Below are 12,162 nucleotides of genomic sequence, written 5' to 3' on the forward strand. Positions count from 1 at the left end.
TGGGCTATCATTCGGGTAAACCCTGGCATCTCTGTCGCGCCAGGCTCCACTCCGGTAGCCATGTCTCCCACACCCCACACTACGCCCGACGGCGCGCCGATCGGGACGTTCGCATTGACCTCGCGCATTGTCGCGATCGCCTTCTTCACCTTCATCTGCTATCTCGCCATCGGCCTGCCGCTGGCCGTGCTGCCCGGCTATGTGCATGGGCAACTGGGCTACGGTTCGGTGCTGGCCGGGCTGGCGATCAGCGTGCAGTACGTGGCCACGCTGCTCAGCCGGTCGCACGCGGGCCGCATGGCCGATACGGTGGGGCCCAAGCAGACCGTCGTCATCGGCATGGCCGCCTGCGCGGCCAGCGGCGTGTTCCTGCTCCTGGCCTATGCGTTCGAGCGCAGCGCCTGGCTCAGCCTGTCCGCCATCATCGTCAGCCGCCTGGCGCTGGGTTTTGGCGAAAGCTGGGTGGGCACGGGGTCTGCCACCTGGGCCATTGCGCGGGTCGGCCCGCTGCACACCGCGCGGGTGATTTCCTGGAACGGCATCTGCACCTACGGCGGCCTGGCGCTGGGAGCGCCGCTGGGCGTGTACCTGGAAACCGAATGGAGCATGGGTGCCCTGGGCGGGGCCGTGCTGCTGCTGGGTCTGGCCGGGCTGGGGCTGGCGGTGGCGCGGGCGCCGGTGGCCATCGTGGGCGGGCACCGCATGGCGTTCAAGAGCGTGGTGCTGCGGGTGTTTCCGCACGGCATGGCGCTGGGCCTGGGGTCGGTGGGCTTTGGCACGCTGGCCGCCTTCGTGGCGCTGTACTACGCCAGTTTCTCCTGGGAAGGCGCGGCCCACGCGCTCAGCGCATTCGGCTGCGCCTTCATCGGGGTGCGGTTGCTATTCGCCGGCACCATCACGCGGTTCGGCGGCTTCCGGGTCGCGCAGGTGTCTTTCCTGGTCGAAGCCATGGGCCTGGCGCTGCTGTGGCTGGCCCCCAATCCCACCGCGGCCCTGGTGGGCGCGGCCCTGACCGGTTGCGGTTTCGCGCTGGTGTTTCCGGCCATCGGCGTCGAAGCCGTGGCACGGGTGCCTGCCGGCAGCCGCGGCGCGGCGCTGGGCGCGTATTCCGCCTTCCTGGACCTGGCGCTGGGCGCCACCGGCCCGGTGGCGGGCTACATCTCGGGCGGCTTCGGCTATCCGGCCATCTTCCTGGCCGCGGCGGTGGCGGTGCTGCTGGGCTTCGTGATTGCGTATGGTTTGCAGCGCCACGCCAGCCGGGCCCAGGCGGCGGCCTAGGCGCCCCGTCTGCGCCGCTCGCCCTTATTCATATAACTGAAAGTCTTAAAGACATTCAATATTGATCGTTGGAGTTCATATAACGAATTGTTAGATTAGGCCCGTTCCCCACGCGCGCACGATTCGTTCCATGAACCTGACCTTCGATCACGTCCACAAGCACTTCGGCGACCTGCCGGTCGTGGATGGCTTTTCCAGCGAATTCAAGACCGGCGAGCTGGTCGCGCTGGTCGGCCCGTCGGGTTGCGGCAAGTCCACCTTGCTGCACCTGGCCGCCGGCCTGGAAAAGCCCACGCAAGGGCAGGTGCTGGCCGACGGCAAACCCGTGACCGGCCCGCATCCCAGCCGCACGCTGGTGTTCCAGGAACACGCGCTGTACCCCTGGTTGACGCTGGAAGACAACGTCGCGCTGGCCCTGGAATTCCAGAACACCCCCAAGAAACGCGCCCGCCAAGCCGCGCGCGAGTGGCTGGCGCGCGTCAGCCTGGCGGGTTTCGAACACTATTACCCCCACCAGGTGTCTGGCGGCATGCGCCAGCGCGCGGCCTTGGCGCGCGCCTTCATCGCGCAGCCGCAGACCATGCTGATGGACGAACCCTTTGGCGCGCTGGATGCGCTGACGCGGCTGGCCTTGCAGGACGTGCTGCGCCAGCTGATCGCCCAGGAAAAGCCCACCGTGCTGCTGGTCACCCACGACGTCGACGAAGCGCTGTTCCTGGCCGATCGCATCGTGGTGTTCAGCCCGCGTCCGGCCCGGGTGCTGCGCGAATTCAACCTGGCCCACCGCACCAAGACCCACGACCTGTCGGACCTGGCCGCTGAAAAGCGCGAGATCCTGCGGCTGCTGGGCATTGCGGTCGATGGCTCGGCGGCGCACGCCGACCTGGCGCTGGCGGCCTGATCCCTTTCTATTTTCCGGTTTTGCGGACGGCGCCTGGCGGCGCCGGCCATCCCTGATTCCCTGGAGTATTTCCCATGAAATTCAAGCAATGGCTGTCCCTGCCGCTCGCCGCGGCGCTGTTGGCCGCGGCCCCCGCCATGGCCGCCGAGAAGTTCCGCGTCGGCTATCTGCGCGTGATGGATGATGCGCAGGCGATCGTGGCGCAAGAGGGCGGCTTCTACAAGAAGGCCGGCCTGGATTCCGAGCTGATCGAATTCAAGTCGGGCACCGACCTCATCAAGGCCATCGTCGGCGGCCAGCTCGATATCGGCGTGCTGGGCTTCACCAACGCGGTCGCGTGGGCGTCCAAGGGCGCGGACCTGAAGGTGGTGGGCGGCGCGCAGCAGGGCTACCACTCGCTGATCGTGCGCGACGATTCGGGCATCAAGGACATCGCCGGCCTGAAGGGCAAGACGCTGGCTTCGCAAGCCGAAGGCAGCACCGCCGACGTGGTGCTCAAGGGCGTGGTGCTCAAGCAGGGCAACCTGGGCGCCGACGACGTCAACGTGATGGGCGTGAGCCCCGCGGTGGCGGTGCAGTCGCTGGTCGGCAAGCGTGTCGACGCCGCGTTCCTGTTCGAACCCTATGACCGCATTGCGCAGCTGGTGGCGCCGGTCAAGCAGATCTACGAAGTGGGCCAGGCCTGGCCGTTCCCGTGCATGGTGGTGATCACCTCGGGCGAAACGCTGGCCAAGCGCCGAGACGACGTCTGGAAGGCGCTGGACGCGCAGAACCAGGCCATCGCGCTGTTGCAGAAGGAACCCGCGCAGGCCTCCAAGCTGATCGCGTCGTACTTCATCGCCGAGCCTACGCTCAAGACGCTGCATCGCGGCGAACTGCCGCGCGAAACCGTCATTGCCGAAGCCATCAGCACCCAGGTGTTCACGCCCAAGCTGACCGACAAGGACACGCGCCGCATGCAGGAAATCGCCGACATCCTGCAGGCCCAGGGTTCGCTCAAGACGCGTGACGGCAAGCCGTACGACGTTTCCAGCATCGTCGACCTGTCCTGGCAAGAGGCTCGCAAGCTTTGAGCGCATCCACTCGTGTCACCGGCGCCCGCAAGCATCTGGCGGGCGTGCTGGGCGTCGTCTTCATCCTGGCGCTATGGCAGCTGGCCGCCTTTGCCTTGCCCGATTTCCTGATGCCGGGCGTGCCGGCCGTGGTGCGGCGGCTGGTTGAAGACCTGGGCAAGTCCTCGTTCCACCAAAGCCTGATGGGCACGCTGGGCCGGCTGGGCGCGGGCTATGGCCTGGCGCTGGCCGCGGGCATCGGCTTCGGCCTGGTGGCCGCGGTGCTGTTCTTCTTTCGTGAAGTGCTGCGCAGCGCCATCGTCATCCTGCAATCGATTCCGTCGATTGCGTGGGTGCCGCTGTTCCTGATCGTGATGGGCTTTGGCAACACCCCCATCATCGTGGTGGTGGCGTTGTCGGCGTTCTTCCCGGCCGCGCTCAGTGTCATGAACGCCACCGAATCGGTGCAGCGCGTGCACGTGTCGGCCGCCCGTGTCATGGGCGCCACGCCGTGGGGCCTGGTCAAGCGGGTCTATCTACCGGCCGTGATGCCCGAACTGATCACCGGCGCGCAACTGGCGTTCGGCAATGCCTGGCGCGCGCTGATCTCGGCCGAAATGCTGATCGGCTTCGGCAAGGGCCTGGGCCGTTCGCTGGCGTATTCGGGCGAAATCGCCGACATGACCGGCGTCATGACCAACATCCTGGTCATTGCCGTGCTGGCCGCGGTGATCGACCAGTTCGTGCTCGAGCGCCTGAAGCACCGGTTGCTGCGCTACCAATACGTGTGAGGGCAGGGATGACGCGCCGCTTTCCCCTGGCACTGCTGGCCGCCGGTCTGGTGGCTTGCGTCACCGCCGCCGCCGGCACCACGGCGGCTGACGGCCTGGCATCGGCACGCCAGCGCGGCGAACTGGTCGTGGGCGTGCCGTACCTGGCGCCCGCGCCGGTGGCCGGCGCCAAGATCCGCACGCCGGACGGGCTCGACATCGCCATGGCGGAAAAGCTGGCGCAGGACCTGGGCCTGCCGTTCAGCCTGCGCCAGGTGGCGCCGGCCGATGCCGCGCGCCTGCTGGCCGCGGGCGATGTCGACGTGGTGCTGGCCGACCGCAGCCAGCCTGCGGAGAACCCCTTGCCCGCGGGCGTGGCAGCGTTGCCCACGGGCTATGCCGCGCGCCCCAAGGCCGTCATCCGCAGCGATACCGCCATGCGCCAGCCGTCGGATGCGCGCGGGCGCAGCGTCTGCATGGCCGAGGCCGCCGTGGGGGCGCAGGCCCTGGCCCAAGGTTGGGGCGCCGTGGTGCGCACCTATCGCGTGCCATCCGATGCGTTGGTGGCCGTGCGCGAAGGCAGCTGCGACATCGGCCTGGTCGACGATGCGGTGTGGGAACCGCTGATGCGCTTTCCCGAATGGAAGAAATTCTCGGCCACGCTGGCCGCCGACGGTGCGCGCCACGAGCGTGTCTGGCTGCTGCCCGCCGCCGACACGGCGGCGCAGGCCTGGCTGGGCGAACGCATGCGCGAGTGGTCGCGCGCCGGCGCCTGGAAGGCGCTGCCCGCCAAGTGGGCGCGCGACGTGGCGTTCGACGTCTACCTGGATCAGGAAGTGGCCGACTGCCACGGCTGACATTGTGCCGGCCAGCGCCGGTCCGGCGCCCGCCAGCACTTACAATGCCGGGCTATGACGTACACGCTGACCGCCGCCTGTTCCCACCAGGAAGACATCAAGAAAAGCCGCTTTGCCGCCCACGCCGCACCTGTTGCCAGCGTCGACGAGGCCATGCACTTTTTCGCGGCGCACAGCGACCCCGAGGCCACCCACAACTGCTGGGCCTACCGCATTGGGCAGGAATACCGCTTCAATGACGATGGCGAACCGGGCGGCACCGCGGGCCGGCCGATCCTGCAAGCCATCGAAGGGCAGGACATGGACCGCGTGGCGGTGCTGGTGGTGCGCTGGTTCGGCGGGGTCAAGCTGGGGGCGGGCGGCCTGGTGCGCGCCTACGGCGGCTGCGCCGCCAATTGCCTGCGCAACGGTCCGCGCACCGAAGTGGTGGACCTGGCCACCATCGCATGCCATTGCGGCTTTGCCGAACTTCCGCTGCTGAAGTCGCGGCTGGCACAGGCCGGCGCATCGATACAGCAGGAAGACTTCACGCAGGACGGCGTGACGCTGCGTTTCACGGTGCCGCGCGGGGCGGTGGCCGAACTGGAAAGCACGGCCGCCAACATCACGCGTGGCCGCGCGGCGTGGGAAGTATTGCGCTGAATGCCGGGCTGAATGCGTCCAGGTGAAATGCAACAAGGGCCCTGGCGGGCCCTTGTGCTTTACGCGTCCTGGCTGTCTTGCGCCGCGGCGATTTCCTGGTGGACCTTTTCCATGTCCACTTCCTTGATCTTGGCCAGCAGCTCGTTGAGCTGTCCGCCCGACAAGGCGCCCGGTTGCGAGAACAAGAGGACCTTTTCACGGAAGACCATCAGCGTCGGGATCGAGCGGATGCCCAGCGCGCCGGCCAGTTCCTGTTCGACGTCGGTGTTCACTTTGGCGAACGTCACGTCCGGATGCTCGGTGGCGGCTTGCTCGAAGACGGGCGCGAACCCGCGGCACGGGCCGCACCAGGGCGCCCAGAAGTCCACGATCAGGGTGCCGTCCGGCGTAATGGCTTCCTGGAAGCTGTCTTTGGTGAGTTCAACAATACTCATTTTGGAATCCTTGCCGCTGGCGCGGCGCAAAAAAGTCGGTGTCAGAGATCCGGGGGTTGCCTGCCCCGGAGCTGATTCGGCGACGCGGTCTTGCCGGTACCCGCAAGCCCATAGTAGAGCGGGGACCGGTTGCGTCGCAATGGTTGGCGTCAGGCTTTGATCGACGCGACGATCTCGAACGAACGCAGGCGGTCGGCAATATCGTAGAAGTCGGACACGATCATGACTTCATCGGCTTCGGTTTCGGCAACCAGGGCTTCGAGCCTGCGCTTGACGGTTTCGGGGCCGCCCACGATGGCCGCGCCCAGACGTTGATTGACCGCCTCGCGCTCCCATTCGTTCCACAGCCCGTCCATGCTGTCCACCGGCGGCTGCAACTGCAAGCGGTGGCCGCGCACCAGCGACAGGAACTTGAGCTGCTGCGTGGTGGCCTGGCGCCGGGCGGCTTCGTCGGTTTCGGCAGCCACCACCGGCACGCCGATCATGGCGTAGGGGCGGGCCAGCGTTTCCGACGGCTTGAACAGGTGGCGATACAGCCGCATTGCGGCCATGCCTTCCGGCGAAAAGTGGCCGGCGAACGAGAATGGCAGGCCGAGTTCTGCGGCCAGGCGGGCGCTGAAATCGCTGGAGCCCAGCAGCCAGATGGGAATGTCCAGGCCTTCGCCGGGAATGGCGCGCACCGGTTGGCCGGGCCGCGACGCGGCCAGGAAACCGCGCAATTCCTCGACCAGCGCCGGAAATTCCAGGCCGCTGCGCGGACCGCGGCGCAGCGCATGCTGCGTGGCGCCGTCGCTGCCGGGCGCGCGGCCCAGGCCCAGGTCAATGCGGCCGGGGTACAGGGTTTCGAGCGTGCCGAATTGTTCGGCGATGATGAGCGGCGCATGGTTGGGCAGCATCACGCCGCCCGAGCCCACGCGCAGCGTCTTCGTGTGCGAAGCGATATGGCCGATCAGCACCGCCGTGGCGCTGCTGGCCACGCCGTTGATGTTGTGGTGCTCGGCCAGCCAGAAGCGCTTGTAGCCCAGACGTTCGACGTGCTGCGCCACCGCGACGCTGTTGCGGAAGGCGTCGGCGGCATCGCGGCCTTGCACGATCGGGGCCAGGTCCAGCACCGAAAAGGGAATGCGGGCCAGGGTGCTCATGCGCGACGCTCGGCGCAGAAGGCGGAACAGGAAGAAACCATCGGATAGCGGCGCAAAGTTGACTCCATAGTCCTATATACATGGGGAGTGTATCGGCGATTTCAACCGTGTCCGCCAGCAACCATGCGGATGGGCGGGTTGATAGCGGGCGTCAATGGCGGCGATTGTTTCGCCAGGCGGACAGGCAGGGCAGCCGTACCGGTATAGTGGTCACTCCCTCGTCCCTGGCGCCTTTTTCGGACACGTTTCATGAGCCGCAACCCGCGCACCGCCCCTCGCGATCAGGACGACCCGCCCCCCGTCGCCGGCCTGACCGGCACCTACCGCGAGGCCCCGCCTTCAGCCCCGTTGCGGGCGCATTTCCTGTGCGCCTGGTCGAGCGAACTGGCGCCTGGGCAGGGCGGCGATGTGGCCGTGCTGCCCGACGGCTGCGTGGATATCCTCTGGGCGGGCGGTCAGTTGAGCGTGGTCGGCCCGGATGTGGTGGCCGCCAGGCCGCAGCTGGCGCCTGGCGCGCGGGTGCTGGGGTTGCGCTTTCAGCCCGGCGCCGCCCGCGGCTGGCTAGGCGTGCCGCTGTCTGAACTGGTGGGCAGCCGAGTGGGGCTGGATGCGTTGTGGGGCGATGGCCGCGCAGGCCGCCTGGCGCGGCGCCTGCAGGATGCGGCCACGCCGGATGCGCAGATGGGCGCGTTGCAGCAAGGCCTGATGCTTGAGGCGAGGGCGCAACAGGCACCATCGGTACACGCCGCGGCGCTGTTTCGCGGCTTCGCGGCGGCGTCCGAACCGTCCGGGGGCCGCGTCGGCGGCTGGCTGGAACTCAGCGAACGCAGCCTGCGCCGCCTCAGCCTGGATCACTTTGGCTATGGACCCAAGATGCTGGAACGCATCCTGCGCTTGCAACGCTTTCTCGGCCTGTTGCGGCAAGCGCCGGGCGCGGGCCTGGCCGCGCTAGCCGCCGAGGCCCGGTATGCGGATCAGGCTCACCTTAGCCGCGAAATCCAGGCGCTATGCGGCATGACGCCGTCGCAATTGCGGGCGCAAGCGGGCGGCTAGCGGGGCATCAGGCGGGTGATCGGGGCGATCGGGGCATGGCCGTTTTGTTCAAGACGCGGCGCGCCATTTCGAGGATCATCCGGGTTCCCCTCATTTTCCGCAGGAGACCCGCATGAGCGCCGCCGGCAAGAACCATCAGATCGACAACATCGAATTCAACGTCGCCGACATCGCGCGCAGCAAGCGCTTTTACGGCGATGCGTTTGGCTGGACGTTCACCGACTACGGCCCGACCTACACCGAGTTCACCGATGGCCGCCTGACCGGCGGCTTCACCACGGGCGAGCCCGTGCGCCCCGGTGGCCCGCTGGTGATTCTGTACGCCGACGACCTGGCCGATGCGCAGCGGCGCGTCGAGGCGGCGGGCGGCCGCATCAGCCGCGAGGTGTTCGGCTTTCCTGGCGGGCGCCGGTTCCAGTTCACCGACCTCGACGGCTACGAGCTGGCCGTCTGGACCGCCGCGTCATAACGCCGAACGCGTTGCGGCCTTCGGCTTTGGCCTGCCTGGGGCGGCCGTTGTGTTCTGCTTCAGGCGGCCTTTCGCCGCCGCCTTGAGCAAGCGCTGGAAGTTGGGGCATTGCGCGTGATTGGGGGCGGGGCACTGCGCGGCATGGCGCAGCCCCTGGCTCATCGCCCGCAGGCGCTTGATGGTGGCGTCGATGTCGTCGGCCTTGGCCAGCAGCACCTGCCTGTCGACCTGCACCACGCCGCCGGGCGACAGCATCGCCCGGATTTCCTCCAGCGACAGGCCGCCGGCCTGGCCCAGGGCGATCAGCGCCAACTGGTCCAGCACGTCCGGCGCAAAGCGCCGCCGCTGGCCGGCCGGGCTGGTCGCCGAGATCAGGCCCTGCTTTTCGTAGTAACGCAGCGCAGAGGCCGCCATGCCCGTGCGCCGGGCGACTTCGGAAATGTCCATGTCTTACCCATTGACTTGAAGTTGACTTCAACTTCTATCATGCCTGCACGAGTTGGCTTCATCAACGGAAAAGGAATGGGCATGGCAGGGATGGACGAGGTTGTGAAGGTGATTCTGGTCGGCGTCGGCGCAACGGCCGTCATGGACGTGTGGTCGATGATCCAGAAGGGCCTGGGCATGCCCACGCTCAATTACGCGTTGGTCGGGCGGTGGGCGGGGCATCTGCCCCGGGGCCGGTTCACGCATGCCAGCATCGGCCGGGCCGAGCCGATCACGGGCGAAGCGCCGCTGGGCTGGGCCATTCACTACGCGGTGGGTATCGCATTCGCGGCGTTGCTGGTGGGCATTTTCGGGGTGCAATGGCTGGCGGTGCCCACCGTCTTGCCGGCCCTGCTCGTGGGCATCGTGACGGTGGCGGTTCCGCTGTTTGTCATGCAGCCGGCCTTGGGCGCGGGATTCGCGTCGTCGCGCACGCCGACGCCGCTGAAGAACTGCCTGCGCAGCGTGGCCACGCATGCGGTGTTCGGGCTGGGCATGTATTGGGCCGCCCTCTTGCTCAACCGCGTATGGGCCTGATCGGCGCGCCATGAAAAAGCCGCCGCGGCCCTGCGTCGGGCCGCGGCGGCTGTTATCGGCGCTACGTGCTTATTCCGGGAAGAACGCGTAGCGGATCACGAACAGGATCGCCACCAGCCAGGTCGCCGGATGCACGTCGCGCACGCGGCCCGTGGCCGTCTTGAGCACCACGTAGCTGATGAAACCGAAGGCGATGCCGTTGGCGATGGAGTACGTGAACGGCATGACCAGCGCAGTCAGCGCGGCCGGTGTGGCTTCGCAGACGTCGTTCCAGTCGATGTCGATCAGTTCGCGCATCATCAGGCCGGCTACGTAGAGCAGGGCGGGTGCGGTGGCGTAGGCGGGCACGGCGCCGGCCAGCGGCGAAATGAACAGCGCGGCCAGGAACAGCAGGGCCACGACCAGGGCGGTCAGGCCGGTGCGGCCGCCAGCCTGCACGCCCGAGGCGCTTTCGACGTAGGCGGTGGTGCTGCTGGTGCCCAGCATCGAGCCGGCCACGATCGCGGTGCTGTCGGCAAACAGGGCGCGGCCCAGGCGGTTGGGGCGGCCTTCGGGCATCAGGCCCGCACGCTTGGCCACGCCGACCAGCGTGCCGGTGGCGTCGAACACTTCGACCAGCACGAACACCAGGATGACGTGCACGAAACCGGTGTGCAGCGCGCCCAGGATGTCCATCTTGAACAGCGTCGGCGCCAGGCTGGGCGGCGCGGCGAAGATGCCCTTGAACTCGTTGTGGCCCAGCGCCATGGACAGCACGGTGACCACCAGGATGCCGATCAGGATCGCGCCGCGCACGCGCAGCGCGTCCAGCGAGGCGATGATGAAAAAGCCCAGGATGGCGAACAGCGGCCCCGGCGCGGTCAGGTCACCCAGGGTGACCTTGGTGGCGGGGTGCGCCACCACGATGCCGGCGCTGGACAGCGCGATAATGGCCAGGAACAGCCCGATGCCCGCGGCGATGGCGCTGCGCAGCGAATGCGGAATGCCCTTGACCAGCCAGACCCGGATGCCGGAGATGGTCAGGATCAGGAAGATCACGCCCGAGATGAACACGGCGCCCAGCGCCTGTTCCCAGGTGTAGCCCATGGTCTTGACCACGGTGAACGCGAAGAACGCATTCAGGCCCATGCCGGGCGCCATGCCGATCGGCCAGTTGGCGATCAGCGCCATCACCAGCGAACCCAGCGCGGCGGCCAGGCAGGTGGCCACGAACACGGCGCTGCGGTCCATGCCGGTGGACGACAGGATGTCCGGGTTCACGAAGATGATGTACGACATGGTCAGGAATGTCGTCAGGCCGGCCACGATTTCGGTTCTCGCGGTCGTGCCGTGTTCACGCAGCTTGAATAGCTTCTCCAGCATTCTTATCCCCAGGGTGCTTGCAGGCTCAGGTTGTCGGGTGAGGGCGTGGGCGCCCTCGAATATTTGTAAACGGGCGTATTTTCGCATCAGTTGTAAACTCTGCCGCCATGATTATTCTCGGCTTTGAAAGTTCCTGCGATGAAACGGGCGTCGCAGCCGTCTGTACGGAACGCGGCCTGCTCGCGCATGCCCTGCACACCCAGATCGCCATGCACCAGGAATACGGGGGCGTGGTGCCTGAACTCGCCTCCCGCGACCACATCCGCCGCGTGGTCCCGCTGACCCGCCAGGTGCTGGAAGAGGCCGGCCTGGCCATGTCCGACATCGACGCGGTGGCCTATACCGCCGGCCCGGGCCTGGCCGGCGCGCTGCTGGTGGGCGCCAGCGTGGCGCAGTCGTTCGCCTGGTCGCGGCACTTGCCCGCCATTCCCATCCATCACCTGGAAGGCCACCTGCTGTCGCCGATGCTGGCCGACCCGCGGCCCGAATTCCCCTTCGTGGCGCTGCTGGTGTCCGGCGGCCATACGCAGCTGATGCGGGTCGACGGGGTGGGGCGCTATGAATTGCTGGGCGAAACCCTGGACGATGCTGCGGGCGAGGCCTTCGACAAGTCGGCCAAGCTGATGGGCCTGGGTTACCCCGGCGGCCCCGCGCTGGCCCGCCTGGCCGCCAGCGGCGACGCCAGCCGTTTCGACCTGCCGCGGCCCATGCTGCATAGCGGCGACCTGGATTTCAGCTTCAGCGGCCTGAAGACCGCCGTGCTGACCCGGGTGAAGGCGGCCGAGCAGCAGACCGGTGCGCTGGACGACCAGACCCGCGCCGACCTGGCCGCGGCCACCCAGGCCGCCATCGTGGACGTGCTGGCCGCCAAGTCGATTCGCGCCTTGAAACAGACCGGACTGCGCCGGTTGGTGGTGGCAGGTGGCGTGGGCGCCAACCAGTTGCTGCGCGCCAAGCTGGCCGCGGCGCTCAAGCCCCTGAAAGCGCAGGCCTATTTCCCGCCGCTGGCGTTGTGTACCGACAACGGCGCGATGATCGCCTTCGCGGCGGCCGAACGGGTCAAGGCGGGGCTGGTGACGCTGGACCCGGATGCGCATTCGTTCACGATCCGGCCGCGCTGGGACCTGGCGGACATCGCCTGAAGCGAGTGGTGGGGAAGGCGACGGCCTGTCAGGACGG

At 67.8% G+C, this 12,162-nt stretch carries 14 protein-coding genes; 10 read left to right on the forward strand and 4 right to left on the reverse strand.

All coding sequences use genetic code 11. The features are described 5' to 3' along the window. The first annotated feature begins 60 nt into the window (after positions 1-60). From U858_RS0106790 to U858_RS0106815, 6 genes are all read left to right on the forward strand, one after another. Entirely contained in the window at positions 61-1,278 is a 1,218-nt protein-coding gene (locus U858_RS0106790) for an MFS transporter (RefSeq protein WP_025136415.1), read from the forward strand. Positions 1,279-1,408: 130 nt separating this feature from the next. Further along, positions 1,409-2,179 carry an ABC transporter ATP-binding protein gene (locus tag U858_RS0106795; RefSeq protein ID WP_025136416.1) on the forward strand — a complete coding sequence of 257 codons (771 nt, stop codon included), beginning with the start codon at positions 1,409-1,411 and terminating at the stop codon, positions 2,177-2,179. A 74-nt stretch (positions 2,180-2,253) separates the two neighbouring features. Continuing rightward, positions 2,254-3,252, forward strand: coding sequence for an ABC transporter substrate-binding protein (locus tag U858_RS0106800; protein ID WP_025136417.1), 999 nt, complete (start codon positions 2,254-2,256; stop codon positions 3,250-3,252). Then, complete coding sequence (locus U858_RS0106805; RefSeq protein ID WP_025136418.1) at positions 3,249-4,022, forward strand: ABC transporter permease; 774 nt, start codon at positions 3,249-3,251, stop codon at positions 4,020-4,022. The genes U858_RS0106800 and U858_RS0106805 overlap by 4 nt, the downstream gene beginning before the upstream one ends. A gap of 8 nt (positions 4,023-4,030) precedes the next feature. Then, entirely contained in the window at positions 4,031-4,858 is an 828-nt protein-coding gene (locus tag U858_RS0106810) for a transporter substrate-binding domain-containing protein (RefSeq protein ID WP_025136419.1), read from the forward strand. Between the two features lie 54 nt (positions 4,859-4,912). Then, the gene (locus U858_RS0106815; protein WP_025136420.1) at positions 4,913-5,500 is read left to right on the forward strand and encodes a YigZ family protein; all 588 of its coding nucleotides are present in this window, start codon (positions 4,913-4,915) and stop codon (positions 5,498-5,500) included. Positions 5,501-5,559: 59 nt separating this feature from the next. On the opposite strand, the gene U858_RS0106820 is transcribed toward U858_RS0106815, so the two are convergent. Then, positions 5,560-5,934 (reverse strand): co-chaperone YbbN, encoded by a 375-nt coding sequence (locus U858_RS0106820; protein WP_006388150.1) that lies wholly within the window; start codon positions 5,932-5,934, stop codon positions 5,560-5,562. A 149-nt stretch (positions 5,935-6,083) separates the two neighbouring features. Continuing rightward, complete coding sequence (locus U858_RS0106825; RefSeq protein ID WP_025136421.1) at positions 6,084-7,076, reverse strand: LLM class flavin-dependent oxidoreductase; 993 nt, start codon at positions 7,074-7,076, stop codon at positions 6,084-6,086. A 249-nt stretch (positions 7,077-7,325) separates the two neighbouring features. On the opposite strand from U858_RS0106825, the gene U858_RS0106830 reads away from it, so the two are divergent. Both U858_RS0106830 and U858_RS0106835 read left to right on the forward strand, forming a co-directional pair. Then, entirely contained in the window at positions 7,326-8,129 is an 804-nt protein-coding gene (locus U858_RS0106830; RefSeq protein WP_025136422.1) for a helix-turn-helix domain-containing protein, read from the forward strand. Between the two features lie 112 nt (positions 8,130-8,241). Next, positions 8,242-8,598 (forward strand): VOC family protein, encoded by a 357-nt coding sequence (locus U858_RS0106835; RefSeq protein WP_025136423.1) that lies wholly within the window; start codon positions 8,242-8,244, stop codon positions 8,596-8,598. On the opposite strand, the gene U858_RS0106840 is transcribed toward U858_RS0106835, so the two are convergent. After that, positions 8,593-9,045 carry a helix-turn-helix domain-containing protein gene (locus U858_RS0106840; protein ID WP_025136424.1) on the reverse strand — a complete coding sequence of 151 codons (453 nt, stop codon included), beginning with the start codon at positions 9,043-9,045 and terminating at the stop codon, positions 8,593-8,595. The genes U858_RS0106835 and U858_RS0106840 overlap by 6 nt on opposite strands. 81 nt (positions 9,046-9,126) lie before the next feature. Between U858_RS0106840 and U858_RS0106845 the strand changes: the two genes are divergently transcribed. Beyond that, the gene (locus tag U858_RS0106845) at positions 9,127-9,621 is read left to right on the forward strand and encodes a DUF2938 domain-containing protein (protein ID WP_025136425.1); all 495 of its coding nucleotides are present in this window, start codon (positions 9,127-9,129) and stop codon (positions 9,619-9,621) included. Positions 9,622-9,690: 69 nt separating this feature from the next. Here U858_RS0106845 and U858_RS0106850 read toward each other — a convergent pair whose 3' ends face one another. Continuing rightward, positions 9,691-10,983 (reverse strand): NCS2 family permease, encoded by a 1,293-nt coding sequence (locus U858_RS0106850; RefSeq protein ID WP_025136426.1) that lies wholly within the window; start codon positions 10,981-10,983, stop codon positions 9,691-9,693. 107 nt (positions 10,984-11,090) lie between these two features. On the opposite strand from U858_RS0106850, the gene tsaD reads away from it, so the two are divergent. Beyond that, positions 11,091-12,125: a tRNA (adenosine(37)-N6)-threonylcarbamoyltransferase complex transferase subunit TsaD gene (tsaD, locus tag U858_RS0106855; protein WP_025136427.1), complete on the forward strand. Its 1,035-nt coding sequence runs from the start codon at positions 11,091-11,093 to the stop codon at positions 12,123-12,125. Positions 12,126-12,162: the final 37 nt, after the last annotated feature.

This window comes from Achromobacter sp. DH1f (genome assembly GCF_000633435.1).
Taxonomy (GTDB): domain Bacteria; phylum Pseudomonadota; class Gammaproteobacteria; order Burkholderiales; family Burkholderiaceae_B; genus Achromobacter; species Achromobacter deleyi.